This window comes from Methylophilus sp. E2MeOHC9, from assembly GCF_058744375.1.
In genome coordinates, this window is record NZ_CP196024.1 from 745,620 (window position 1) to 770,656 (window position 25,037).

Consider the following 25,037-nt stretch of genomic DNA (forward strand, 5'->3'; position numbering starts at 1 on the left):
CATCATTGCTAGTGAGCCGTACTACATACAACTAATCTGATACTCATTGTATGTTCATCAATTCGTTATTGATTGCTTAAACAGAGGCTTTAAGTCAGGGCACTTTTACCAATCGCATGCGTGCCTGAATGGTGGCTGCATGCCGGTTTAAAAAGCGCGTGCTGCGGTGTTTATCATAAAATCGGGGGTTAGGAATCATGGCCGCCAGGCGCGACGCTTCTGCCGGGCCAACTGCGCGGGCGCTGGCATGAAAGTAATGCTTTGCCGCCGCCTCTGCACCGAACACGCCATCGCCCCATTCAATGACGTTCAGGTAAATTTCCAGGATACGACGCTTGCTCATCAGGCTTTCCACCATAAAGGTGATGATGGCTTCCTGTGCCTTACGCCAAGGCGTTCGGTGGCCGGACAAAAACAGGTTCTTTGCCAGCTGCTGGCTAATGGTTGAACCGCCAGCCACGATTCTGCCTTTTTTCAGGTTCTTTTCAAACGCCGTTTCTATCCCGTTCCAGTCAAAGCCGCGGTGCTCAACAAACTTGCTGTCTTCTGCCGCGATGACTGCGCGTTTTAAATGTGTGCTGATGCGCGCATAAGCAACCCACTGCTGTTGTAACTTGGCGTTGGGGTTAGCCTCTTGCATCGCGTCCAGGCGCGCTTCCATAAATGCGGTCGAATCAGGATTGTGATCTACCCACCACAGGATGTGTAGCAATACCCATATCTGGTAAAGAAAAATCCACAACAACAACATGCCGAAAAACAGTTTGATGACGCGCTTCATGATGTGGATGTTTGATCGTTTTGTAAGTAATCAGGATAGGCGGAACGACTGGATCACGGGCGCAGTCTCTGGGCGTACACCATGCCAGATGAAAAAAGCTTCGGCAGCCTGTTCTACCAGCATGCCCAGGCCATCGGCTACTTGCGCGCCGGCCGTATGTGCCTGCTGCATAAAAGGCGTTTCACGCCCATACATCATATCGTAGGCCAAACTGTGGGCGTAAAAAATCGCATGGCTGACAGGCAAGGCTTCCGCCTGCAATCCGGCGGAAGTGGCATTGATGACCACGTCATAGCCTTCGGATAATTCAGCAAACGTTTTCACTTCCAGGCTGACCTGGTGCAATTGTGCATCTGCGGCAAATCGGCCAGCCATGGCTTGCGCCTTATCCAGGCTGCGATTGGCTACCGTCAGCACGGCAGGTTTCTGTGCCAATAGCGGCAACATCACGCCTTGAGCAGCACCTCCTGCGCCCAGCAATAATACTTTCTGGCCATCAATCGTGCGCTGCCAATGCTTGAGGATATCATTGACCAGGCCGCAACCATCCGTGTTATCACCACTGATGTGCTCACCTTGAAAACTTAAGGTATTGACTGCGCCTGCAGCGGTTGCGCGTTCTGAAAGTGTCTGGCTCACCTCAAATGCTTCAAACTTGAATGGCACGGTCACATTCACCCCTTGATAGCCCTCAAGTTGTAACTGTTTAATCGTTGCGGCAAAGCCATCCAGGGGTGCCAGCAGTTTTTCGTAGGTCATTGTTTTACCAAACTGCCTGGCAAATGCCTGGTGTATGAAAGGCGATTTGCTGTGTTCGATTGGATGTCCAATCACTGCGAATTTTTCAGTGGTCATGTACGTTTATCAATTAGGGCGGTGCCGGTTAGTTAGTCCAGGGCAATCCGGCGTGTTTCCAGCCATTAATCAGCGTGCGCTGCTTATGCTCGTTGGCTTCACCTTCAAAGCCTTCCAGCATGTTGTAGGCTTTGCCAAACCCTAACTGTTGTGCCAGCAAGGCCGCATTGTGGCTGCGGCCACCAGTGCGGCACATGAATACAATCGTGCTTTCTTTATCGACCTGCGCTTGCAATTGCGCGGCGAAATCAGGGTTAGCCACCATACCCGGGTAAAAAGCCCACTCGATATGTGTCGCTAAAGGCACGCGGCCAACCAGTTCCAATTCTGCCCGCGAGCGTACATCGACCAGGACGACTGACTGGCCTTCACTAATCAATTGATATGTTTCTTCTGGAGTAAGCGCCCCGGCGTAGGGCAGGTTATTTTGTGTGCCGCGCGTTTGGGCACTGCCTAAAATATTTTCTACATTACTCAATGTGACACCTTTAATGTTGATCAGACTTGATAAGATAGCGAGTATACCTTTGAAAGGTAGCCTATGAACGCATGCACTATTTTTGTGCTTAATTTGTTGCAATGCACACAAATGGTGCTTAACGTTTTTACTATTTTATGCAGGTTACGTCTAAACCACGTAAAATGCATATTTTTGGGTGGCATGCTTCCTGCTAATATTACACTCTAAGATTTAGCGGGATTCAGTGTTGAGCAGAATCCCAAATCATTATTTGTATTTGCCCACGTTCCGGGACATCCGCAACATGTCCCGTTTTTTGTGTGTGCAACTTAAAATTTAGACCTTGCTCACTGAGGAGAATGTAATGTCCGTTGCAAACGTAATGAAATTGGTTGCTGAGAATGACATCAAATTTGTCGATTTCCGTTTTACCGACACCAGAGGTAAAGAGCAGCACGTGACCGTGCCAGTTTCTCACTTCGACGAAGATAAGTTTACTGAAGGTCATGCATTTGACGGCTCCTCCATCGCTGGATGGAAAGGCATTCAAGCATCTGACATGCAACTGATGCCTGATGCAAACACTGCATTCATCGACCCATTTTTTGACGAGCCAACATTGGTTCTGACCTGTGACGTTGTTGACCCTACCGATGGTAAAGGTTATGACCGTGACCCACGTAGTCTGGCTAAACGTTCTGAAGCCTACCTGAAATCCAGCGGCCTGGGCGACACAGCTTACTTCGGTCCAGAACCTGAGTTCTTCATTTTTGACAGCGTACAATGGGACGCCACCATGGGTGGTAGTTTCGTTAAAATCAACTCTGAAGAAGCTGCCTGGTCATCAGGCGAGAAATTCGAAGGCGGCAACACCGGCCACCGTCCAGGCGTGAAAGGTGGTTACTTCCCAGTACCACCAGTCGATTCATTACATGACATCCGTTCTGCCATGGTATTGACCCTGGAAGAGCTGGGCGTGCCAGTTGAAGTGCACCACCACGAAGTGGCGACTGCTGGCCAATGTGAGATTGGTACTAAATTTGCAACGTTGACACAACGTGCTGACTGGACGCAAATCCTGAAATACGTGGTGACCAATACAGCGCATGCTTACGGCAAAACTGCCACCTTTATGCCTAAACCAATGTTTGGCGATAACGGTTCTGGTATGCACGTACACCAATCTGTATGGAAAGATGGCAAAAACCTGTTTGCAGGTAATGGCTATGCAGGTTTGAGCGATTTCGCCCTGTACTACATCGGCGGTATCATCAAGCATGCGCGCGCATTGAATGCGATCACCAACCCAGGTACTAACTCATACAAACGCCTGGTTCCGCATTACGAAGCGCCGGTAAAACTGGCTTACTCTGCTAAAAACCGTTCTGCGGCTATCCGCATTCCGTTTGTACACTCAGATAAGGCACGTCGTGTTGAAGCGCGTTTCCCTGACCCGATTGCTAACCCATACCTGGCGTTTTCAGCTCTGCTGATGGCTGGCCTTGATGGCGTTCAGAACAAGATCCACCCAGGTGAACCAGCGACTAAAGACTTGTACCATCTGCCACCAGAAGAAGATGCACTGATCCCAACCGTGTGTTCATCACTGGAGCAAGCGCTTGAGTACCTGGACAAAGACCGTGAATTCCTGACACGTGGTGGCGTTTTCACTGATGACTGGATTGATGCTTACATTGCATTGAAAATGGAAGAAGTCACTAAATTGCGTCAGACACCACACCCGGTTGAGTTTGGCTTGTACTACTCCTGCTAATCACTAGAGTACGCACTAAAACAGGGCAGCTTAGGCTGCCCTGTTTTTTATTGCCGTCGCCAGCGTCAACCGTTTTAATTTTAGCGCCGTTGATAAGCATTACAATCTACTCTAAACTGTTGCCATGAAAAGACTTTTTTACTTTATTGCCACGCTGCTGGCAACCAGCCCAAGTCTTGCGGATATTTATAAATATACCGACAGCAACGGTGTCACAACCTATACCAACATCAGGCCAGATGGAAAACAAAAACCCGAGTTAGTCATTAGCGGACCCAAGGAAAGCGAAGCACCGCCCGCAGCCCGTGAAAAAAAGCCAGCCGCGAAAACGCCGACGCCTAACAACTTTCCCAAGGTGGATAACCAGGTGCAAACGCAACGCGACATGAAGCGCCGGGAAATATTACTGACTGAATTAGATCAGGAAAAACAAGCACTTGATAATGCTAGAGCGCTATATGAAGAAGCTAAAAACACACCTGAAGTGTACAAAGGTGCCAACGGAAAAACCTTCAGGAATGTCGCAAAATATGAAGAAAAACTCCACATTATCGAAGCTGAAATCCAGGCGCACGAACGAAATATCGAGCTATTAAACAAAGAGCTGAATCACTAAATGCACCATTTTGGGATTTTTTAATTTGAGATGAGATAAATCATATAGAATTGGCTTGGCTTTTGCTTTAAAACAGGGCGTCATCACTTATTTTAACAAGCTAAGGATATGGTTCAGATATCTCCACATGGGTTTAACGGTTTAGAGCATATTGCCACTGCGGTCATCTTGCTCAATAACCAGCTCGAAGTGACTTATGCCAATTCCAGTGCAGAGATTTTATTTGCCTTTAGCGCCAATCAAATCCATGGCCTGCACATCCATGATGTGTTTGTAAACTGCGAAATCCTGCAAATGGCGGTCACCAATGCCATCCAGACCCAGGGGCCTTTCCGCGAACATGAATTCACATTAACCACCCAACGTGGGCATACCACGGCTGTCACTTGTACGGTGACGCCGATTTCAACCAGCATCAACCAGACCTCTGAAGATATGTTGATCCTGGAGTTTGTACAGATGGATCAGCAATTGCGTATCGCTAGGGAAGAGCGCATGCTGATTCAGCAGCAGGCCAATTCTGAATTATTACGTAACCTGGCGCATGAAATCCGCAATCCTTTAGGTGGCCTGCGCGGCGCAGCGCAATTGCTGGAATTTGAATTGCCGCAACCGAGCCTGAAAGAATATACCCAAGTCATTATTAAAGAAGCGGACCGCCTGCATAGCCTGATGGACCGTTTGCTAGTCCCGCATCGAGTGCCAAAATATGAGCCAACCAATATTCATGAAGTTTTGGAGCGCGTGCGCAGCTTGCTGCTGGCGGAATCACCTAACAATATCAGAGTGATCCGCGACTATGACACCAGCCTGCCTGAACTGATCGGTGATCGCGAAAAACTGATACAGGCAGTACTGAATATAGCGCGTAATGCAGCGCAGGCCATGCAGCAGAACCACACTAAAGATGCCAGCATCACATTCCGCACGCGTGCCGAACGCCAGATCACGCTGGCAAGAAAACGTTACCGGGTCGGCATTCATCTGGAAATTATTGATAACGGCCCTGGCATTCCTGCCGACATTAAAGAACGCATTTTTTACCCGCTAGTATCCGGCCGGGAGGGTGGTACTGGCTTGGGCCTGGCACTGGCACAAACCTTTATCACCCAGCACCACGGCATGATTGATTGTGACTCACAACCGGGAAAAACCATTTTCCATATTTTGTTGCCCATTGAAAGCACGCTATTTAAATAATAACCATGAGATTTTTGCCGAAAAGTGGAGCCACACTTTCAGCATCTGCCTCACCCTAACATTCATCAAACAGCAATAATTCAAAGAGAAATGCCATGAAGCCAATCTGGATCTTAGATGACGACAAATCAATCCGCTGGGTATTTGAAAAAGCCCTCGCTCGCACCGATTTTGAATTTAAAACCTTTTCATCACCCGCTGAGGCGCTCAATGCCCTCAACCGCGAACAACCACAGGTGATCGTCAGCGATATCCGCATGCCCAATGGCTCAGGGCTGGACTTTTTATCCGAAGTTAAACAGCATTACCCTGAAATCCCGGTCATTATCATGACGGCGTATTCCGACCTGGAAAGTGCTGTCGCAGCGTTCCAGGGCGGCGCATTCGAGTATCTGGCCAAACCATTTGACGTCGACCAGGCGATAGAAATTATCAAACGCGCTGTCGATGAAAGCATGCGCCAAGCGGTGGAAAAAGTTGAAGATAACGAACCCACGCCAGAAATTATCGGTCAGGCGCCTGCCATGCAGGAAGTATTCCGCGCCATTGGCCGCCTAAGCCGCTCGCACTCAACCGTGTTGATTAATGGTGAATCCGGCAGCGGTAAAGAACTGGTCGCCAGCGCCTTGCACAGGCATAGCCCACGCGCTGACAAACCGTTTATTGCGATCAACACCGCCGCCATCCCTAAGGACTTGCTGGAATCAGAACTGTTCGGCCATGAACGCGGCGCGTTTACCGGCGCCGCCGCTGCCAGGCGAGGGCGTTTTGAACAAGCAGATACTGGCACCCTGTTTCTGGATGAAATCGGCGATATGCCGGCAGACCTGCAAACCAGGCTGTTACGTGTGCTTTCTGATGGCCAGTTTTATCGTGTTGGCGGCCACCAGCCGATCAAGGTCAATGTACGCGTCATTGCCGCCACTCACCAGGACCTGGAAGAGCGCGTAAAACAAGGTTTATTCAGAGAAGACCTGTTCCATCGCCTGAATGTCATACGCCTGCGTTTACCGCCTTTACGCGAACGCAGAGAGGATATCCCGTTCCTGACAAAGCACTTCCTGTCACATAGCGCCCAGCAACTTGGTGTAGAGCCGAAACAACTCTCTCCTGCCGCCTTGAAATACCTGATGTCAGTGAACTGGAGCGGTAACGTCCGTCAGCTCGAAAACGTCTGTCATTGGCTAACAGTGATGGCACCCGGCCAAAATGTAGACGTCAACGATTTACCACCAGAACTAAAAGAAGACTCGAGCAAGCACAATAGTGGCGGCTCTTGGCAAGAAGCGCTGGCGCAGGAAGTCACCGACGCACTAAACCGCGGCGAAACCAATATCCTGGATGCAAAAACCAAAGAGTTTGAGCGTATATTAATCACCCGCGCCTTGACGCATACTGATGGCCGCCGTATCGAAGCAGCCAATCAGCTGGGTATGGGACGTAACACGCTTACACGTAAGATCCAGGAATTGGGAATTGATGATTAATTATTATAAACGCATTTGTTGACTGCTATGGCTTTGAATGCCGCTATTCACTTTCTTATTCATAGCAGATTGGCTTTTTAACATCGGCACGACCAGCCTCTACCAATTAATGTGCTCTAAACGAAATAAAAAACGGCAACCGAAGTTGCCGTTTTTTACTGAATCTAACTTAAGCAGAGTAATCTGCAGTTAAACTAGAAGAACAGAATCGCGCCCAGAGAAACTGTTTTAGCATTGCCTTCAACAGTTGTTGTGCGGTTATCAAATTCACGCTCAGATTTAGAGAACTCTGCAACCAGGTTCAAGTGCTTGGTCAGTGGGTGGTAAGCACCAACTACCCACAGGCTGTCTTTGATTTGATCCAAAGCTACATCAGCAGAGTTGCCATCCAACTTAGATTGACCCCAGCTCAGACCCAATTTTGTACCAACGCCTGGCAATGTGTATGTACCTTGAACGTAGTAACCATTAGAGTCACGACGGTTACCAGCAGCGTCTAAACCACCAGCGAACTGGAATGTTTGACCGATACCTTTACCATCGTAGTAGTAACCTGTCAGGCCAAAACCAGCCAGATTAACTGTTGTACCAACGTCCCATGAGTAAGCGTTTTCGCTACCACCAGCACCTGTTACACCAGCGATTTTTTGGCTAATTGCAGAAGCCCAAACTTTACCAGCAACATCGCCTGTCCACTCGTAAGAAACTTTACCTTCGTAACCAGTGCTAGAAGCTGAACGGTCAGTAGAAGTTGCGCCAGCAGCTACACCTGGGATACCTGTGTTAGTTGCGTTCCAACCTTGTGTCAAACCAACAGTGAATTGCAGACCATTCCAGTTTGGTGAAGTGTAAGCAACTTGAGATTTCCAGTCAGCATACATGAAACCTGAACCGATACGGCCCAAAGTTGTTGTGTTACCAGACAGTGAACCAGCACCACCACCAACACCCAGCAATGTCATGTCATTCAGGATAGCGTCTGAACCGTAAATGCCCAGATCTTTACCCAGTTTGAAAGAGCCCCAAGAAGCGTCACCGAATGTCAAGAATGCTTGACGGTTTTCAGCACCACCACCGTTAGCACGATCGTTGTCTTGAATACCAGAGTTGTTTGATGAAGAACCTGGGTTGATGCTGATTGTGAAACCAACATCCAGATCGTTCTGACGTGTTTTACCAGAAACGCTCAGATAGTTTGGCAACAAACCTGTAGTGATGTTGCTTTGTGAGCTAGCATCGCCAGCACCCAAACCCAAAGCGGCTGTACCAGCACCTGCATCACCACCAAATTTTGTGTTTGTATAGTAAGCGTTAACCACACCACCGATGTCCAGTGTCCAGTCACCAGCTGGGATAACGATACCAGCTTGAGCGCCAGTAGTAGCAGCGAACAGAGCTGCTGCAACTGCAACGTTTAATTTTGTATTCATACGAATCTCCAAAAATGTTGTTTTTACAACTTGTGTAAGGATATTGCTTTTGGCCGGATAATTTAAAAAACACCCTGACCTCCAGTAACTCCCTCGGAATCGCCATGCATTTCCAAGAAGGTCAGTGCAATTTTTGCAAAATGCGCCTGTTTGGCGCAAGTGAATACGTCAAATTGCTTAGTCCTAGTTGAGATTGTTGTAGATTTGCAACAAATTCGCGTCTTAAGTTGAATGGATTTTTTAAACAGTGCGCACATACCCAGATTTTCACACTGCCTTTATTAATTAGTTTCTGCTAGCATTGTGGTGGCTCCCAGTTCTTTGCATATCGAAGCCATATTCAATAACCATAAATATATATACAATCCTTACTAAATATATATAAAGGTCCCTCATGATTTCCGATATTCAGTTATGTAGTCGATTTATAGATACATTAGACTGGATCTGCCAGGTGTTGGTCAGGCACGCTGATGACTTTAATATCGCTTTGGTCAAAATCGCCTATGGCGATGACAATAGCCTGGGAGAGGCTTACGGCGCACCCGAGGCGCTACGTCAGCTTTCATCGTTGACGCATGACTTGCAAAATTCATTCAGGAAGTCCGACCTGGTCGGCCGTGAAGGTACAGATTTCTGGATCCTGTTTCCGTATACACGCGTCACAGACAATGTTTATGACAAATTGATGGATGTATTGCAGGGTTCCGCGCACAACAACCTGAACATTGTCGAGCGCGAAATCGCGATTTTTGAATTGCCCATGATTTATCAGAAAGCCACGGTGAAGCCTGAAGATGGGCTCGCCTTATTGCATTACGCAAAAGCCAATCAGACAGAGTTAGCCAGCCATATTTTCCGCCTGGCTAATGTAACGGCTTAAATAGCGCAGCAATATCAATAGTGTGATTGCTGTAGCGTCTTAAGCAATGTCCGCACCGGGGTAGGCAAGGCGGCTTCAATCGCATCCGCCAGCGGCAACCATTGCAAATGCGCAGGCAACGCTGGCCGCTTGCCAGTAAGTTGCAGTGGTTGCGGCGTAATCTCCAGCTTGAAGTGCGTAAAGGTATGCCATAACACCGGCAAACCTTCCAATGATTCGGCCTGCATGCCATACCTTTCCTCAGTCTGCTGCACAGAAATCTGGTCTGGCTTGCACTCAGGAAAACTCCATAAGCCGCCCCATATCCCTTTGTCAGGCCGCTTTTCGAGCAGTATCTCTCCACGATCCATAATCATCAGCATGGTCGTCTGCCTTTCGGGGATGGCTTTACGCGGCTTGGTGGCAGGCAGTTGCGCGACACGTTGCTGCTGAAAAGCCTGACACTGGTCCTGCATCGGGCATTCGTGACAGCGTGGCTTGCTGCGGGTACATAAGGTGGCACCGAAATCCATCAATCCCTGGATATACGCTGGCAGATTTTTTGTAGGCAGCAGGCTTTCTGCTAATGACCATAATCGCTTTTCAATCAGCGGCAGCCCTGGCCAGCCTTCAATGGCATGCAGCCTTGCCAGCACCCGTTTTACATTACCATCCAGAATGGTCTGCGGTTGCTGAAAAGCAAATACTGAGACCGCCGCTGCGGTTGAGCGGCCAATGCCTTTCAGGCTTTGGATTTGTGTAAAGTCTTGCGGAAAAACACCACCATGCTCGCGCACGATGGTTTGGGCAGCATGGTGCAGATTACGGGCGCGGGAGTAATAGCCCAAGCCGCTCCAGTGTTGCATGACATCATCCTGCGAGGCTTCGGCCAAACTGGCAATGGTAGGGAAACGTGCCATAAAGCGGCCATAGTAGCCGATCACTGCGCTGACCTGTGTTTGCTGCAGCATGACCTCTGAGACCCATACCGCATACGGATCGCGTGTTTGCTGCCACGGCAAATCGTGCCTGCCGTGCACTTGTTGCCAGGCGATCAGTTTTTCTGCAAAAACACTCACGTTAGAAATTGAGCAGCTTTTTCAAAGCCTTTTGTTTTAATTTATCCGCAGGTTTTTCTTCTGCGGGCTTGGCTTCTTCACTACTTTTTTCGGATTCGGGTTTTGCGGCATCGCCCTCAGTATTTTTTGAAGAAGACTTGCCGTTCAGCAGCCCCTTCAAAGCGTCTGCCTTGTTTTCGCCACCAATTAAAGATTTCACTGCGCCGGCCTTGTCGCCACCCAGCTTGTCGGTCAATGCATCCAGGGCAGCAGACTTTGCCAGCGCCTGGCCTAAGGCAGCCATATCTATGCCAAACTTGGGCGCAGCGAATGTACCGGTGACTTTAACAGGGACACTAATGCCGGCCAGCTGCTCGGCGTCTTTGCCGCCTTGCCCTTTCAGGGTATTTACCAATGTAGGTTTGGCCAAGTAGTTAATTTGCTCTTTACCGATATCAATATCGCCTTTGCTTTCGCCTTTAGGCAGGCGGAAAATTGGTGCTTTCATCGCCAGATCATCATTGTGGGCAACGCCACTCTTGATATTAAAGAGCGCGGTCAGCTCACTGAAATCTGTCTTTTTGGTTTGATCTGCTTCCGCACTGGATTGGCCTTTTAACAGGTTAAGCTTACCTTTGGCGTCACGGATGGTCCCCGCCAGATCAAACCCCTTTACGGCGCCATCGGCCATACGTAGATCAACCGAGCCGCCCAGTGACTTTTTTAGTGCAGTCACCGTATTACCTTGTGCAGTGATATCCAGCGTGACATTGCCGGTGCCGGAAAGCATATCGTTATTAATGGTATCCACCAGCAAGGGGCCAACTGCGATATTCTGCAGCGTTTGCTTGATGGCAATGGCAGGGGTCGCGCGGGCGTCCACTTTCACAGCGCCACGCACAGTACCTTGGTAGACATCCACATTCAGTGGATCCAGGCTCGCCAGGCCATCCTGTGCTTTCAGGCCGATATTCAGGTTCTTGGCTTCAGTTTTGCCATATTTTAACCAGCCGATCCGGATACTACCTTGTGCATTCAGGGCTTTCAACGCAGACAAATCTAATGGCTGCTCTTCAGCAGCGGTTGTTTTGGCAGCAGGTTTACTTTCAGTCGCAGCGGATGTTTGCGGTTGTTGCGGCAGATAACGGTTCAAGTCCAGCTTGTCGATATTCAAATCAAAGGTATACAGCGGCTTGTTAAATTGGCTGATGCCGACATTGCCGTGAATACGCGAGTCATCCAGTTTCACATCCAGGCCTTGTAGCGCCAGCTTTTGCCCATCGGCCTTGATGCCTACATTCAACCCTGTCAGCGTATATGGGCTATATAAGATCTTGCCGATATTGATGCTGCCATCCAGGAACAAAGTTTTTAATGCGCTCAAATCAGTTGCCTTGGCCGGCTTTGTGTCCGCGTTGGCGCTACTGGTCGATGCAGGCGCGCTCTTTTTGGCATTGGTGTTGCCCAGCAAGGCGTTCAGGTTTAAGGTATCCGCATGCACTTTAAAACCGATATGCGGCGTTTTAAATCCGGCTACACTCACATCGCCGTTTAACCTGGTTTCTGCCAGGTTTAAATCAAAACTGGTTTTCACTTTCTCCTGCTTGACGTCAGCGTTGGCCGAGAGCTTGAACTGGCCTTGCATGGCGCCGTTCGGCAATGCCGGATCTTTGATATCAAACTTGCCCGCCAGCGCAGGCACATCAAAAATCATATCCGCCAGATTCGCTTTCACAGGCGATTCAAAGTGGCCGTCAACCTTGCGGGCACCAGCATTGACTTTCACATCGGCGGTGATGCCCTTGCTTTCAACCGCCTGCTGATTCCCTTTCAGTTCAGCCAGCACCACTTCCAGATTGATATCACCCTGTGCGTCCTGTTGTTTTAGCGCTAACAAGACTTTCTCGCTGGAGATCTGCTTAGGGTTCACCAGCAAAGCAGGTGCCTGCAAACTGACATCGCGCTTGGCACCATTAAAGTCACCCTGCATGGCCAGTTTCAAACCAGAAATATTCAGCGCTGTCTGGGCAGCATCAATATCCACTGCACCGAGTGCGGTCACATTCACATCTTTGCCGTCCAGCAATGCGCCTTTAATGCTGGCGTCCAGGCCCTTCACCACAAAGTGCTTGGCCTCCGGGTCAACCATCACATTGGCTTTGATCTTGGCCAATGCATCCACCACCGGTTGATTCGCCACCAAATGAAAATCTGCTGCCAGGTCAAACGGCGTCTTCAACGCGACTTGGCCCGTGGTCAAATTAAATTGGTCCACGCTGTATTTCGCACCGCTGGCCTCGTTGATAAAACTGGCCTGGGTGTTAGTGATCTTCACGCCCTGCACATCAAAATTGATCTGCTGAGACTCTTCCTCTTCTTTGCTGAGCAAGTCATCAAAGTTGAAGCTGCCATCCGCATGCTGGATCACATTCACCTGCGCACCATCCAGGTAAACAGTATCAACCACGATTTCTTTTCTCAGCAAAGGCAGTACAGCCAGCGCCACTTTGGCACCTTTGATTGCAGCAAACTGTTTATCTGACTGGTGCTCGGACAAGGTGATTTCACCAAGGTCAGCACCGATCTTTGGCCAGAAACTCAGTTTGATATCGCCTTTGATATCCAGCGTGCGTTGTTTTTTGTCTTTCACTAGCTGGATGACGGTAGCCTTGTAATCGTTAGGATCAAAAGTCACGGCCAGGTAAACAACCAACAGCAAAACCAAGCCAATGATGGCGGCCACTGCGTAGAGGATTTTTTTCAGAAGTGTATTTTTCATCCATTACACCTTTAAGTGAAAACTAGGCAAATTAACGCGCAAAGAACAACAGGATAAGAATACCGAACACAATGCGGTACCAGGCAAACACGGCGAAAGAATGCTGGCCGACAAATTTAATCAATGCGCGTATGACCACCAGCGCAGATAAAAATGCCGTGACAAAGCCAATCAGGAAAATAAATGCATCATCCAAAGAGAGCAAATCACGCGCCTTGAGCAGGTCATACCCCGTTGCCGCAAACATGATAGGCAAGGCCAGAAAGAAGGAAAACTCGGTGGCCGTTTGCCGGCCCAGGCCAAAACACATGCCGCCAAGAATAGTTGCACCAGAGCGCGAAACGCCTGGAATCAGCGCCAATGATTGGGCAAAACCAATCTGCAACGCCTGCTTGGCACTGATAGCGTCAATATCCTGCACCTTGCCGGCGGGGACAAACTTCTCAATCAACAAAATCAGCACGCCACCCACGATCAGGGCGATACCAACGGTGAAGGATGAAAACAGGAATTCTTTAATTTCGTGATGGAAAGCCAGGCCAAGGATAGCGGCCGGCAGGAAAGCGATAAACAGGTTACGCACCAGATGTTGCGCGTTAGGGTCGGTTTGAATGCGCTGTACCGTGTGCACCAGCCGTTGCCTGAACTCAACGCAGACAGCCAGTACCGCGCCCAGCTGGATCATGATTTCAAATACATCACGTTTATCTTTATCCAGAAAATTCAGCCACTCACCTGCAATAATCAAATGTCCGGTGCTACTAACCGGTATAAATTCGGTCGCGCCTTCGACCAGGCCCATGATGATGGCCTTCAGCATTAAGTAAATATCCATGGTTGTATTCTAGCAGACACTGGAAACTAGATTCGCCATGTTCGTGAAATTTGAGGTATTTACAGCAGGGGTAGCGTTATTGCCTGAGGACTTTGGTCATTGCTAGGCTTAACCGCTCTTGGGAGTAGTGATGGAGTTTTTATGCGTTGCTTTTCGCCCCTAGGCGAGTGACTTTTCTTTGCTTGCCCAAAGAAAACGTAACCAAAAGAAATGGTGAAATAGAGTTCTGAACCACCCAAAAAATACCGATTAGAACTTCCAAGAAATGCAATAGCAGTTCACGTATTTTCACTAAGCTACGCCTGGATTCTCCATTGCAGGCCGCACTGATTTCCGCATAGCCCACGCTATCCAAGGGCAAAGCACTGATACGCAATCTTAGTGAGTAGGTTTATCAACAAATAAAAAAGCGCCTCGATTCCTCAAGGCGCTTCCTCTTGCTACATCAACATTACTTCAAATCGAATCTATCCGCATTCATCACTTTAGTCCATGCCTTCACAAAATCCTGCACGAACTTTTGCTTGGCATCATCCTGCGCATACAATTCTGCATAAGCGCGCAATATAGAGTTAGAACCAAACACCAGGTCAACACGGGTTGCGGTCCATTTGACTGCGTCGGTAGTGCGTTCCCGCACTTCATACACATTACTGCCTACCGGTTTCCAGGTGTACTGCATCTCGGTCAAATTGACGAAGAAATCATTGCTGAGCACGCCTGGCCTCTCGGTAAACACACCATGTTTGCTGCCACCATAATTGGTATCCAGCACCCGCATGCCACCAATCAACACTGTCATTTCCGGCGCGGTTAATCCCATCAGCTGGGTTCGGTCCAGCAGTAACTCTTCTGCTGTCGGCACATAGTCGGTCTTTTGCCAGTTGCGGAAACCATCATGCAGAGGTTCCAGTACCGCAAAAGATTCCGCATCGGTCATGTCGTCTGTGGCATCGCCTCTGCCCGGCGCAAACGGCACTTCAATCGCGACACCTGCTGCATTGGCTGCCTGCTCCACGGCAGCAGAACCACCTAGTACGATCAAGTCGGCCAGGCTGACCGGTTGGTTAAATGCCGACTGGATGCCTTCTAATACCGTCAGCACTTTCTGCAATCTGGCGGGCTCGTTACCTTGCCAGTCTTTTTGTGGCGCCAAGCGAATACGGGCGCCATTAGCTCCACCGCGATAATCCGATGCGCGGAAAGTGCGTGCGCTATCCCAGGCAGTCGCCACCAGTTCAGCCGTCGTTAAGCCACTTGCCAGGATCTGCGATTTTAGTGCTGCAATATCCGCCGCACTCAGGTTGGCATTGCCTGCTGGCGTCGGGTCCTGCCAGATCAGGTCTTCCTGTGGTACATCCGGCCCCAGATAACGGGCTTTGGGGCCCAGATCACGGTGTGTCAGCTTGAACCAGGCTCGCGCAAACACCTCGGAGAAATACGCCTGGTCACGGTAAAAGCGCTCGGAAATCTCACGGTAGATGGGGTCTTTAATCATCGCCATATCCGCATCTGTCATGATAGGGTTATAACGGATAGAAGGGTCTTCTACATCCACCGGTTTATCTTCTTCCTTAATGCTTACCGGCTCCCACTGCCATGCGCCTGCTGGGCTCTTGCTCAACGCCCATTCATGCTCAAACAACATTTTGAAGTAGCCATTGTCCCAGCGAGTAGGGTGCGTGGTCCAGGCGCCCTCGATGCCACTGGTGACTGAATCGCGACCCACTCCGCGCCGGGTATGGTTGTTCCAGCCCATACCTTGCTCTTCCACACTCGCGCCTTCCGGGTTTGGCCCGAGATGCGCGGCATCGCCATTACCATGCGCTTTACCCACTGTATGGCCGCCAGCCGTCAGTGCGACCGTTTCTTCATCGTTCATCGCCATACGGGCAAAGGTCTCGCGGATATCTTTCGCCGTGCGTAACGGGTCAGGGTTACCATCCACCCCTTCAGGGTTCACATAAATCAACCCCATCATGACTGCTGCGAGCGGGTTTTCCAGATCGCGTTCACCTGAATAGCGGCTGCCCTGTGCGCCTGTCTTAGCCAGCCATTCTTTTTCATTGCCCCAGTAAATATCTGTTTCCGGATGCCAGATATCAGCGCGGCCACCCGCGAAACCAAAGATTTTCAAGCCCATGGATTCATAGGCAATGGTGCCAGACAGCACAATCAGGTCCGCCCACGAAAGCTGGTTGCCGTATTTTTTCTTGATCGGCCATAGCAAGCGGCGCGCTTTATCCAGGTTAACGTTATCCGGCCAGCTATTCAGTGGCGCAAAACGCTGGTTACCGGTGCCTGCGCCACCACGGCCATCTGCCACACGATAAGTACCTGCTGCATGCCAGGACAAGCGGATCATCAAACCGCCGTAATGGCCCCAATCGGCAGGCCACCATGACTGGCTATCCGTCATCAGCGCATGCAAGTCGGCTTTCACTGCCGCTAAATCGAGCTTTTTAAACTCCTCGGCATAATCAAAACTTTCACCTAAAGGATTGGTTTTACTATCTTGCTGATGCAAGATATCCAGGTTTAGGGCATTCGGCCACCAGCTGGTGTTCGATTTCTCTGTTGCGGTGTTACCGCCATGTCCGAATGGACATTTTCCGGTTGTGCTTTGTTGATTTTCCATTTTTTTAAGCTCCTTTTTCTTATGGCTGACCACCCTTGAATGGCCAGGTGCCAGATATACTACTGGTTAAATGTTGCGATAATTATTTTCTAGCTAATAAAATTAGCTTTGCCTAATTGCTTGCAGCATAAGCCGCCAATATTTCCTGTAATTGCGATAAATCCTGAAACCATCTTGTCATCATTTTTGTCTCCACGAATCAATGTTGGGTGATACATGAAGGCCATTTTAGGTAAGCCTGCATTATTTGTATAATTGTAAGTTTTGATATTATTGATAAATAAAATTAATGAGATTACACTATCCATTGAATCCACGCTTGGTGAGAAAAACATGACCCTGATTGAATTGAAATTTGTGCTGGCAGTAGCGCAGGAACGTAACTTTCGCCGGGCAGCGGATAAATGCTTTGTCACTCAACCGGCCTTGAGTCTGGGCATAAAAAAGCTGGAAGAAGAATTAGGACTGTTACTTTTTGAGCGCAATCGTAACGATGTGACGCCGACGCCGATTGGCGAGCAGATCATTACGCAGGCGAATATCGTGCTGGAACAGGCGGCCAAAATCAAGGAAATGGCCAAGCTTGGCAGCGACCCGCTCAATGGCTCATTTAAACTGGGCATGATTCATTCGGTAGGGCCTTACCTGCTGCCGGAAATGATTCCGCCATTGGTAAAAGCAGCGCCCAACATGCCGCTGGAAGTAGAAGAAAACATTACCGCGACACTGGAGCAGCAGCTGAGGAATGGTGTGATTGATGCAGCAGTCGTAGCTTTGCCATTTAATGTGCCTGGCATTGAAATCACGCCGCTTTATGACGAAGACTTTAATGTCGTAGTGCCCGCCAGCCATCCTTGGGCACAACGTAAAACAGTGAATCCGGATGAATTAGGCAATGAGAAAGTCTTGTTGCTGAATAGCGGCCACTGCTTCAGCAACCAGGTCACTCAGGCCTGCCCGGAGCTAGGTCGTAAGGGCGAAGTATTACAAGGCAACTCACTGGAAACCATACGTAATATGGTGGCCTCTAATCTTGGCATCACCGTGTTACCCGCTATGGCAACGGTAGCGCGCTACCAGAACCCGTTGATCCGGGTGATCCCTTTTAGCAAGCCTGCGCCCAGTCGCCGCATTGCCTTGGCCTGGCGTAAAAGTTTTGTGCGTACAGCTGCGATCGAAGTATTGGGCAAGGTGATGTCAGATATCGGTGCGCAGGCAACATTCACAGGCGAAGCCTGATTCAGAATAGCTCAATAGGCGATCGCGACACGAAAACCGGTCACGGCTTTTTCTTCCAGGCCCAGCGTGGTTTTCACCGCTTGCTCTTGTTGCGCAGCTAAACCCTCAGTGACTTTAGAAGCGGCGGGTAAATACTCGGCGGGTTTCAGGATTTTGCGCAATACCGGTTCATCCGCCATATTGGTCAGGGTCAGCTCTATCATCGGATAAGCCTGTGCGACTGCGCCGTGATTGATCAGCACACTGGAAAATACCAATACACCTTCCCGCTCCCGGTGCTCCTGGATGTCAGCATCATCAATCGTCAATTGGGTAATATCGTTAGGCAGGGCCACTGCACAATGCAAGGCTTTGCAGGCGGCCTGCAACAGCGGCTTGGTGGATGGGTAATTAGCAGCCAGGCTAGTGCGTGTGAAATACACCAGTTGCAGCAAAATGGCGATTAACAACACGCCAGATAACAGCGGGAATATCCAGGGTAACGTGATTTTTTCAGGTGCAGGCGGACGGTCATCCGTTAATGAAACATTGCGTAAAAATGCCGGGATGTCTGGATCATGCGCTTCTTCATGGCCAAGATTCCATGACAGCGCAGGCGCTTGCTCAACCACTTCAGGTTCAGCATGCGTCGGGCTGGTCTCTAATGTTTCTGTAGGGCTGTCGAGTGTAGCGACTGGGACTGCTTGAATTTCTGAATCATGCGCTTCGGAAGTAGAGACTTCTGCAGTACCAGGCTCTGCAGTCCCCGCTTCTAAAGTAAGCGTCTCTGAAACCTGTGCCGCTGGCTCAGCTATTTGTGCCTCGGTAACCAGCGCGGATTGCGCATCGAACACATGGTTACACTCGCCACAACGCACTTTGCCAGCGTAGGCTTGCAGTTGTGCGTCGTTGACTTCAAATTGTGTAAAGCAGGCAGGGCATTCAGTGATTAGAGACATTTTCTGCTTCCCGTCAGCAAGACCCATCCATCTTGCTGGATGGGGGCATCCATTTCAAACCATTCTGAGTAACGCGCCAGCAGCATTTCCTGTTGGCTATCCAATATGCCGGATAATGCAACTTTACCGCCATTTTTGCAAGATTTAGCGATCACCGGTGCCAATACCATCAAGGCACTGGAAAGAATATTGGCGACCACGATATCAAACGGTTCATGCAGATAGTCTGCCGAATCATAAAACACCGCTTCTACCTCGTTATTGGCTGCATTGTCACGGCTGGCGATCACCGCCTGCGTATCAATATCCACACCTATCACCTGACCGGCACCCAGCTTTTTGGCAGCAATGGCCAGAATGCCGGAACCACAGCCGTAATCCAGTACATTGGCTTGCTGCAACTCAGCTTTAGGTAATTGTGCCAGCCAGCTCAAGCATAAATGCGTGGTCGGATGGCTGCCGGTACCAAATGCCAGGCCGGGGTCGAGTACGATATTAATCGCCTCTGCATTCGGTGCCTGGTGCCAGGAAGGGACGATCCACAAATTGTCTGTGACGCGAATCGGGTCGAATTGCGCCTGGGTGGCGCGCACCCAATCCTGCTCTTCGATTTGCTCCAGTTGATATTTCAGGCCGTCCAGCTGCAACTCTGCCTGTACAGTAGCCAATAGCGCCTGCACATCGGCTTCATCATCCAGCATGGCAGTGACGATATTCTGTTGCCAGATACCGGGCGGTGGATCACCCGGCTCGCCGAAAATGGCCTGCTCGGCCAGCGTGTCGGCATGCGCATCTTCTATGCTGACCGACAACGCGCCATGCTCCATCAACACATCGCTGAGTGACTCCGCCTGTGGCTCGGTCGACTGAATTTTAAGTAACAACCAATGCACAATTACTTCGAGCTGATACCCAGCTTTTGCTCCAGGTAGTGAATGCTGGTGCCACCTTGCTGAAAGGCCAGGTCAGCCATCAGGTCAGAATGCAATGCAGTGTTGGTTTTAATGCCTTCTACATTCATTTCGGACAAGGCCACACGCATTCTGGCAATCGCCTGCTCGCGCGTTGCGCCATGTGTGATCAGCTTGCCTATCATGGAATCGTAGTGCGGAGGCACGGTGTAACCGCCATAGACATGGGTATCCATGCGTACGCCAGGGCCGCCAGGCATATGGAAGCGGTTGATAAAGCCTGGCGAGGGCACAAAGGTGTATGGGTCTTCAGCGTTAATCCGGCACTCAATGGCATGGCCATTGAGCACGATATCGCGCTGACGGAACGGCAGTTTTTCACCGGCAGCAATAAAGATTTGCTGTTGTACCAGGTCAATCCCGGTAATCATTTCCGTCACGGTATGCTCAACTTGCAGGCGTGTATTCATCTCAATGAAATAGAACTCGCCGTTTTCATACAGGAACTCAAAGGTGCCGGCACCGCGGTATTTGATTTTACGGCAGGCTTCGGCACAACGCTCACCGATCTTGTCACGCAATCTTGCCGGCAATAACGGTGAAGGCGCTTCTTCAATGATCTTCTGATGGCGACGCTGCATGGAACAATCACGGTCACCTAGGAACACCGCATTGCCGTGCTCGTCGGCCAGAATCTGGATTTCAATATGGCGCGGATTTTCCAGGAACTTTTCCATGTAAACCACAGGGTTGCCAAACGCGCTTTGCGCTTCGGCCTTGGTCATATTGACCGCATTCAACAATGCCGCCTCTGTATGCACCACACGCATGCCACGACCACCACCACCGCCAGCGGCTTTGATGATGACCGGATAGCCTACACGTTTGGCAGTTCTGATGATTTCAGCCGGGTCATCTGGCAAGGCTCCTTCGGAACCAGGTACACAGGGCACACCCGCTTTTTTCATCGCATCCTTGGCGGATACTTTGTCGCCCATCAGGCGAATAGTGTCCGCACGTGGCCCGATAAATACAAAACCACTTTGCTCCACACGCTCGGCAAAATCGGCATTTTCGGACAAAAAGCCATACCCAGGATGGATCGCTTGCGCATCGGTGACTTCAGCGGCGCTGATGACAGCTGGAATATTCAGGTAACTTTTAGCTGAAGGCGCCGGTCCGATACAGACAGATTCATCAGCCAATTTGACGTACTTGGCATCGCGATCAGCCTCGGAATGCACTGCAACGGTTTTAATCCCCAATTCACGGCAGGCACGCTGCACGCGCAGGGCGATCTCTCCGCGGTTGGCTATAAGGATTTTTTCAAACATAGATGCTTAACCAATCAGGAATTTTAGCCAATGAGGAATAAAGGTTCGCCGTATTCAACAGGCTGCCCGTTTTCAACGAAAATCTTCTTAATCACACCGGCATATTCACTCTCAATTTCATTGAGCAGTTTCATCGCCTCGATGATACATACGGTTTCACCGGCGTTAATGCTGCTGCCTACATCCACAAATGCTTTTGCATCGGGAGACGAAGCACGGTAGAAAGTACCTACCATAGGGGATTTGACTATTTTGCCTTCCAGCTCAGGGGCTGGCGCTGGTGCACTCGCCGCAGGTGCTGCGACCGGTGCCGCATAAGCAGGTGCCGCAGGCGCAGCTACATATTGTGTGACTGGTGCAAGGCCAGTAATCGTGCGGCTGATACGTACTTTTTCTTCGCCTTCGGTCAGTTCCAGTTCGGAAATTCCCGATTCCTCGACCAGATCAATCAATTTTTTAAGTTTGCGTAAATCCATAGAAACCTCGATTTAAGATGTTTTAGTTATAGTTGTTGGATATGGCGATAAGCGGCGTAATAGCCTTCTGCGCCCAAACCGCAGATAACGGCCGTCGCAATATCGCTGAAATAGGAGTGATGCCGAAATGGCTCTCGTGCATGTACATTTGAGAGATGTACTTCAATAAACGGCACTTTGACCGCTGAAATTGCATCACGAATCGCCACCGAAGTATGTGTGAAAGCCGCAGGATTAATAATGACATAATCAACGCGGTTAACAGACAATGTGTGTATTTTCTCAATAATGTCCGCTTCAGAATTGCTCTGAAAGGTTTCAAGCCTCGCCTGATCAGCGCGCGCAAGCGTTTGCAACCCCTGGTCGATATCTGCCAGGGTCTGGTTGCCATAATGCTGCGGCTCGCGCGTGCCAAGCATGTTGAGGTTGGGTCCATGAATCACCAGGATAGATTTGGTGCCCATTTCACATGCCTTTTAGAGAGAAATATACGACCTTCATGGCGCGAAGTTTGCCGAAGTTATTGCATTTTGTCCAGCAGAATTCGTGATTCAGGCGAAAGGGGAAAATCGCTAATCCTGCTGTTAAGTGTGGTATTTCTGCACCTAACATGCAGCCATCCAAGCACTGTCAGGGGTGTGAAAACGGTTGAAATATCCTACAACTTGAGCGCTTTTTGCAGCATGTCTCGGTTAACACGGCCAAAGAAAATATGCGTGATTTCACCTTTTGCAGACACAATCACAGTATATGGCAACACGCCTTTATTGTTACCCAACACCTCTGCCAGTGGCATGCCTTCGTTCTCTGCGATTAGTAGCGGATAAGCTACCGGGGTGCTTTCAACGAATTCATGCACTGCGGCGGCTTCATCTATCGCTACACCTAGCACAACAATTTCGGGATGTGCGGTAGCAAGCTCAGAGATTTCAGGCATTTCATCGCGACAAGGTTCGCACCAGGTGGCCCAGAAATTTAAAATCATCGGCTTGCCTTGAAATTGTGCCAGCGGGTAAGCCTTCCCTTTTTGATCACTTAAAGTCGTGTTCCACAGCGTAGCGACTGCCGATTGATCCGGCAGCGTCGTATCTGTAGCCAGAAACTGGTGCCGATTCAGGTAAAGCCAACGGAAACCGCTGCCTAGCACCACGATCAGCAATATGGTCATGACGATGCGTGCCACGTTACGCATGGGCTTGACCCTTCAATGCACGCAAGATACCCAGAAAACGATCAGCCCCCTGATAGCCTTTGATGACAGGCTGCACAGGCTGGCCTTGGGTATCAAAAAACACGATACCTGGCGGGCCAAACAAGTCGAATTTTTTCAATAAGGCGGCATCCTGGGCATTGTTAGCGGTCACATCTGCCTGCAACAAGACTATTTGATTCAACTCAGCCTGCACCTTGGGGTCGGTAAATACAAACTGCTCATATTCTTTACAAGAGACGCACCAGTCAGCGTAGAAATCCAGCATAACCCGCTTGCCTTGCGCAGCCCGCACTGCCTGCTCGAGTTCTTGTACGCTGTGCACGCGCTGAAAACGCACAGCCTGTTTACTGGTGTGGTCCCCAGAGACAAGATTTTGCAGAGGCCTGAGTGGTGAACTCGCACCTGACCAGGCGCCTATCACCAGCGCAACCCCATACAACAGCAAAAAGACGGCTGCGCCCTTGCTTAGCCTTTGTGCTGTGCTGGCAGTGGTTGGCAACGGGTCAATCGCTCGCAAATAAATCGCCGGAACGATGCTTAAGAGCGCCCATAACAGCATTTGCACTGTCACCGGCAATATAGGACTGATCACCCAGATAGCGACGGCCAGCATCAATACCCCGAATAATCGGCGGATGGCATTCATCCACTCCCCCGCTTTGGGCAATACAGACCCAGCAGAGGCACCAATTAATAATAACGGCACGCCCATGCCCAATGAGAGTGAAAACAGGGCAACAGCGCCCAGCACCACGTCATGCGTCTGGCTGATATACAGCAATGCACCTGCTAACGGCGCAGCCACGCATGGGCTGATGATCAGCGCGGAGATAGCGCCCATCAGAAAATCACTGAGCAAATGGCCGCCTTTAAAACGGTGGCTCCAGTTAAAAAAAGCATTTTCTACCGCGCTTGGCAGTTTCAGCTCATAAAAACCAAACATGGAAAAAGACAAAGCCACAAAAATCAATGCGCCGGCGGTCAACGCTAGCGGTGTTTGCAGGGCGTTGCTTAATAACTGGCCAGATAACCCGGCCGCCACGCCTGCCAGGGTATAGGTCAGGCACATGCCCAGCGTGTAGGCAAGTGATAAAGTAAACGCTTTGGCGCGTGAAGATTGCGCATTCTTTCCGACAATGATGCCTGACAGAATCGGGATCATAGGAAACACGCACGGCGTGAAAGCCAGCAATAAACCGGCGCCGAAAAAACCGGCGACGATTTGCCACCAGTGGCCGGAAGACAGTAGTTTTTCGGAGACGCCATCCTCAACCTCTATCGCAGGCGAGGTGCTGGCACTCATGGGCACAGATGACGCGGCTGCAGCCGCCAGCGGAGCTAATGGCAGTGACCTGGTTTGCGGCGGATAACATAATCCCTTCTCACTGCAGCCCTGATAACGTATTTGCAACGCGGCTGGCGCAGCGCCGGTAAAAGCGACTTCTGCCACCGTATCATGATGAAAAACTTGCTGTGGACCGAAGTTGGGGTCATTCTTGGCTTCGCCAGGCGGCAATGTGATTTGCGCAGTTTCACCAGCAGGCAATACCAGCTGTATGCGATCTCTATATAGATAATGGCCGGGCGCAATCACAAATTTAAGCTGCGCATGGGTTGGATCCACCAGCGCAGCTTCTACTTTAAATGCCTTATCGACCGGCAAGAACTCTTGCGTATCATCATTGGTAAACAGTTGGGAAAACCCTGAGTCTGCCTGCACCGGCGCCATTGTTGCCAATAGCACTGCCAAGGTCACCCACGCTTTGTTCCAGATAGTCATCATGTTTCCTGCACCCTTTATCTCACCAGTCTTATGCCAGCGTTTCCGCCGCTACCCAACGCAGGTATTCCGGCAAGCCCTCGTTCACATGGATAGCCACAATCTCGGGAAGTTCATAAGGATGCAAAGCGCGTACTCTTTCAGCCACTTTGGCATAGCCGCGGCGCGGGGTTTTGATGGCCAAGGCGATCTCTTCCGCCGTCTCGATTTGCCCCTGCCAGCGATAAACCGATTTGACGGGGCTTGAAATATTCACACATGCCGCCAACTGTTCATTAACCAGCGCGTGCGCCATGCTTTCTGCGCACGCCATATCCGGCACATGGGTAAACACGATTATAATTTCCTCTTCTGGCGTCATGGACGCTGAC

Annotated in this window: 23 protein-coding genes; 6 read left to right on the forward strand and 17 right to left on the reverse strand. The window is 50.0% G+C overall.

Annotation, left to right across the window (positions count from 1 at the left end; translation table 11 throughout):
- Positions 1–94 precede the first annotated feature (94 nt).
- Genes mtgA through ACSSVF_RS03635 form a run of 3 tightly spaced genes read right to left on the reverse strand, consistent with a single transcriptional unit; the run spans position 95 to position 2,114 of the window.
- Positions 95–781, reverse strand: a complete 687-nt coding sequence (gene mtgA / locus ACSSVF_RS03625) for a monofunctional biosynthetic peptidoglycan transglycosylase (protein WP_492405544.1) — start codon at positions 779–781, stop codon at positions 95–97.
- A 30-nt stretch (positions 782–811) separates the two neighbouring features.
- Positions 812–1,636, reverse strand: coding sequence for a shikimate dehydrogenase (gene aroE, locus ACSSVF_RS03630; protein ID WP_492405546.1), 825 nt, complete (start codon positions 1,634–1,636; stop codon positions 812–814).
- Positions 1,637–1,664: 28 nt separating this feature from the next.
- Positions 1,665–2,114 carry a rhodanese-like domain-containing protein gene (locus ACSSVF_RS03635; protein WP_492405548.1) on the reverse strand — a complete coding sequence of 150 codons (450 nt, stop codon included), beginning with the start codon at positions 2,112–2,114 and terminating at the stop codon, positions 1,665–1,667.
- 346 nt (positions 2,115–2,460) lie between these two features.
- Here ACSSVF_RS03635 and glnA point away from each other — a divergent pair, with 346 nt between their 5' ends.
- The 4 genes from glnA to ntrC all read left to right on the forward strand — a co-directional run bounded on the left by glnA (position 2,461) and on the right by ntrC (position 7,173).
- A complete protein-coding gene (gene glnA / locus ACSSVF_RS03640) occupies positions 2,461–3,870 on the forward strand; it encodes a type I glutamate--ammonia ligase (protein ID WP_492405549.1) in 1,410 nt (469 codons plus the stop codon).
- A gap of 124 nt (positions 3,871–3,994) precedes the next feature.
- Positions 3,995–4,486 carry a DUF4124 domain-containing protein gene (locus ACSSVF_RS03645; protein WP_492405550.1) on the forward strand — a complete coding sequence of 164 codons (492 nt, stop codon included), beginning with the start codon at positions 3,995–3,997 and terminating at the stop codon, positions 4,484–4,486.
- Between the two features lie 108 nt (positions 4,487–4,594).
- Positions 4,595–5,686 carry a nitrogen regulation protein NR(II) gene (gene glnL / locus ACSSVF_RS03650; RefSeq protein ID WP_492405551.1) on the forward strand — a complete coding sequence of 364 codons (1,092 nt, stop codon included), beginning with the start codon at positions 4,595–4,597 and terminating at the stop codon, positions 5,684–5,686.
- 95 nt (positions 5,687–5,781) lie between these two features.
- Positions 5,782–7,173, forward strand: coding sequence for a nitrogen regulation protein NR(I) (ntrC, locus tag ACSSVF_RS03655; RefSeq protein WP_492405552.1), 1,392 nt, complete (start codon positions 5,782–5,784; stop codon positions 7,171–7,173).
- 194 nt (positions 7,174–7,367) lie between these two features.
- On the opposite strand, the gene ACSSVF_RS03660 is transcribed toward ntrC, so the two are convergent.
- Complete coding sequence (locus ACSSVF_RS03660; protein ID WP_492405553.1) at positions 7,368–8,603, reverse strand: porin; 1,236 nt, start codon at positions 8,601–8,603, stop codon at positions 7,368–7,370.
- A gap of 394 nt (positions 8,604–8,997) precedes the next feature.
- On the opposite strand from ACSSVF_RS03660, the gene ACSSVF_RS03665 reads away from it, so the two are divergent.
- The gene (locus ACSSVF_RS03665) at positions 8,998–9,486 is read left to right on the forward strand and encodes a hypothetical protein (RefSeq protein WP_492405554.1); all 489 of its coding nucleotides are present in this window, start codon (positions 8,998–9,000) and stop codon (positions 9,484–9,486) included.
- 14 nt (positions 9,487–9,500) lie between these two features.
- Here the strand turns inward: ACSSVF_RS03665 and mutY are convergent, their stop codons facing one another.
- The 5 genes from mutY to ACSSVF_RS03690 form a co-directional block, all read right to left on the reverse strand.
- Positions 9,501–10,544 (reverse strand): A/G-specific adenine glycosylase, encoded by a 1,044-nt coding sequence (gene mutY / locus ACSSVF_RS03670; protein WP_492405555.1) that lies wholly within the window; start codon positions 10,542–10,544, stop codon positions 9,501–9,503.
- A 1-nt stretch (position 10,545) separates the two neighbouring features.
- Complete coding sequence (locus tag ACSSVF_RS03675; RefSeq protein WP_492405556.1) at positions 10,546–13,302, reverse strand: AsmA family protein; 2,757 nt, start codon at positions 13,300–13,302, stop codon at positions 10,546–10,548.
- A 31-nt stretch (positions 13,303–13,333) separates the two neighbouring features.
- Positions 13,334–14,137, reverse strand: a complete 804-nt coding sequence (locus ACSSVF_RS03680; protein ID WP_492405557.1) for an undecaprenyl-diphosphate phosphatase — start codon at positions 14,135–14,137, stop codon at positions 13,334–13,336.
- Between the two features lie 451 nt (positions 14,138–14,588).
- A complete protein-coding gene (gene katG, locus ACSSVF_RS03685) occupies positions 14,589–16,775 on the reverse strand; it encodes a catalase/peroxidase HPI (RefSeq protein WP_492405558.1) in 2,187 nt (728 codons plus the stop codon).
- Positions 16,776–16,864: 89 nt separating this feature from the next.
- On the reverse strand, positions 16,865–17,083 hold the full coding sequence (locus ACSSVF_RS03690; RefSeq protein WP_492405559.1) for a hypothetical protein: 219 nt from the start codon (positions 17,081–17,083) through the stop codon (positions 16,865–16,867).
- Between the two features lie 25 nt (positions 17,084–17,108).
- Between ACSSVF_RS03690 and ACSSVF_RS03695 the strand changes: the two genes are divergently transcribed.
- Complete coding sequence (locus ACSSVF_RS03695; RefSeq protein WP_492405560.1) at positions 17,109–18,014, forward strand: hydrogen peroxide-inducible genes activator; 906 nt, start codon at positions 17,109–17,111, stop codon at positions 18,012–18,014.
- 11 nt (positions 18,015–18,025) lie between these two features.
- Here the strand turns inward: ACSSVF_RS03695 and ACSSVF_RS03700 are convergent, their stop codons facing one another.
- The 8 genes from ACSSVF_RS03700 to cutA all read right to left on the reverse strand — a co-directional run bounded on the left by ACSSVF_RS03700 (position 18,026) and on the right by cutA (position 25,027).
- Complete coding sequence (locus ACSSVF_RS03700) at positions 18,026–18,952, reverse strand: DUF3426 domain-containing protein (RefSeq protein WP_492405561.1); 927 nt, start codon at positions 18,950–18,952, stop codon at positions 18,026–18,028.
- A complete protein-coding gene (gene prmA, locus ACSSVF_RS03705) occupies positions 18,943–19,845 on the reverse strand; it encodes a 50S ribosomal protein L11 methyltransferase (RefSeq protein WP_492405562.1) in 903 nt (300 codons plus the stop codon). Before prmA ends, ACSSVF_RS03700 begins: the two co-directional genes overlap by 10 nt.
- A gap of 2 nt (positions 19,846–19,847) precedes the next feature.
- On the reverse strand, positions 19,848–21,197 hold the full coding sequence (gene accC / locus ACSSVF_RS03710) for an acetyl-CoA carboxylase biotin carboxylase subunit (RefSeq protein WP_492405563.1): 1,350 nt from the start codon (positions 21,195–21,197) through the stop codon (positions 19,848–19,850).
- Positions 21,198–21,220: 23 nt separating this feature from the next.
- Positions 21,221–21,673 (reverse strand): acetyl-CoA carboxylase biotin carboxyl carrier protein, encoded by a 453-nt coding sequence (accB, locus tag ACSSVF_RS03715; protein WP_492405564.1) that lies wholly within the window; start codon positions 21,671–21,673, stop codon positions 21,221–21,223.
- A 26-nt stretch (positions 21,674–21,699) separates the two neighbouring features.
- Positions 21,700–22,137 (reverse strand): type II 3-dehydroquinate dehydratase, encoded by a 438-nt coding sequence (gene aroQ, locus ACSSVF_RS03720; protein WP_442585196.1) that lies wholly within the window; start codon positions 22,135–22,137, stop codon positions 21,700–21,702.
- Positions 22,138–22,331: 194 nt separating this feature from the next.
- Complete coding sequence (locus ACSSVF_RS03725; RefSeq protein WP_492405565.1) at positions 22,332–22,865, reverse strand: TlpA family protein disulfide reductase; 534 nt, start codon at positions 22,863–22,865, stop codon at positions 22,332–22,334.
- The gene (gene dsbD / locus ACSSVF_RS03730; protein WP_492405567.1) at positions 22,858–24,669 is read right to left on the reverse strand and encodes a protein-disulfide reductase DsbD; all 1,812 of its coding nucleotides are present in this window, start codon (positions 24,667–24,669) and stop codon (positions 22,858–22,860) included. Before dsbD ends, ACSSVF_RS03725 begins: the two co-directional genes overlap by 8 nt.
- Positions 24,670–24,697: 28 nt before the next feature.
- Positions 24,698–25,027, reverse strand: a complete 330-nt coding sequence (gene cutA / locus ACSSVF_RS03735) for a divalent-cation tolerance protein CutA (RefSeq protein ID WP_492405568.1) — start codon at positions 25,025–25,027, stop codon at positions 24,698–24,700.
- Between the last annotated feature and the right edge of the window lie 10 nt (positions 25,028–25,037).

What these genes read in the sequence shown, in the direction of transcription:
- glnA (WP_492405549.1), top strand. Translation starts at nt 2,461, where the DNA reads ATGTCCGTTGCAAACGTAATGAAATTGGTTGCTGAGAATGACATCAAA.
- ntrC (WP_492405552.1), top strand. Translation starts at nt 5,782, where the DNA reads ATGAAGCCAATCTGGATCTTAGATGACGACAAATCAATCCGCTGGGTA.
- katG (WP_492405558.1), bottom strand. Translation starts at nt 16,775, where the DNA reads ATGGAAAATCAACAAAGCACAACCGGAAAATGTCCATTCGGACATGGC.
- glnL (WP_492405551.1), top strand. Translation starts at nt 4,595, where the DNA reads ATGGTTCAGATATCTCCACATGGGTTTAACGGTTTAGAGCATATTGCC.
- ACSSVF_RS03725 (WP_492405565.1), bottom strand. Translation starts at nt 22,865, where the DNA reads ATGCGTAACGTGGCACGCATCGTCATGACCATATTGCTGATCGTGGTG.
- aroE (WP_492405546.1), bottom strand. Translation starts at nt 1,636, where the DNA reads ATGACCACTGAAAAATTCGCAGTGATTGGACATCCAATCGAACACAGC.
- ACSSVF_RS03675 (WP_492405556.1), bottom strand. Translation starts at nt 13,302, where the DNA reads ATGAAAAATACACTTCTGAAAAAAATCCTCTACGCAGTGGCCGCCATC.
- ACSSVF_RS03660 (WP_492405553.1), bottom strand. Translation starts at nt 8,603, where the DNA reads ATGAATACAAAATTAAACGTTGCAGTTGCAGCAGCTCTGTTCGCTGCT.
- accB (WP_492405564.1), bottom strand. Translation starts at nt 21,673, where the DNA reads ATGGATTTACGCAAACTTAAAAAATTGATTGATCTGGTCGAGGAATCG.
- ACSSVF_RS03690 (WP_492405559.1), bottom strand. Translation starts at nt 17,083, where the DNA reads ATGGATAGTGTAATCTCATTAATTTTATTTATCAATAATATCAAAACT.
- ACSSVF_RS03645 (WP_492405550.1), top strand. Translation starts at nt 3,995, where the DNA reads ATGAAAAGACTTTTTTACTTTATTGCCACGCTGCTGGCAACCAGCCCA.
- ACSSVF_RS03680 (WP_492405557.1), bottom strand. Translation starts at nt 14,137, where the DNA reads ATGGATATTTACTTAATGCTGAAGGCCATCATCATGGGCCTGGTCGAA.
- mtgA (WP_492405544.1), bottom strand. Translation starts at nt 781, where the DNA reads ATGAAGCGCGTCATCAAACTGTTTTTCGGCATGTTGTTGTTGTGGATT.
- cutA (WP_492405568.1), bottom strand. Translation starts at nt 25,027, where the DNA reads ATGACGCCAGAAGAGGAAATTATAATCGTGTTTACCCATGTGCCGGAT.
- accC (WP_492405563.1), bottom strand. Translation starts at nt 21,197, where the DNA reads ATGTTTGAAAAAATCCTTATAGCCAACCGCGGAGAGATCGCCCTGCGC.
- ACSSVF_RS03695 (WP_492405560.1), top strand. Translation starts at nt 17,109, where the DNA reads ATGACCCTGATTGAATTGAAATTTGTGCTGGCAGTAGCGCAGGAACGT.
- ACSSVF_RS03665 (WP_492405554.1), top strand. Translation starts at nt 8,998, where the DNA reads ATGATTTCCGATATTCAGTTATGTAGTCGATTTATAGATACATTAGAC.
- ACSSVF_RS03700 (WP_492405561.1), bottom strand. Translation starts at nt 18,952, where the DNA reads ATGTCTCTAATCACTGAATGCCCTGCCTGCTTTACACAATTTGAAGTC.
- dsbD (WP_492405567.1), bottom strand. Translation starts at nt 24,669, where the DNA reads ATGATGACTATCTGGAACAAAGCGTGGGTGACCTTGGCAGTGCTATTG.
- aroQ (WP_442585196.1), bottom strand. Translation starts at nt 22,137, where the DNA reads ATGGGCACCAAATCTATCCTGGTGATTCATGGACCCAACCTCAACATG.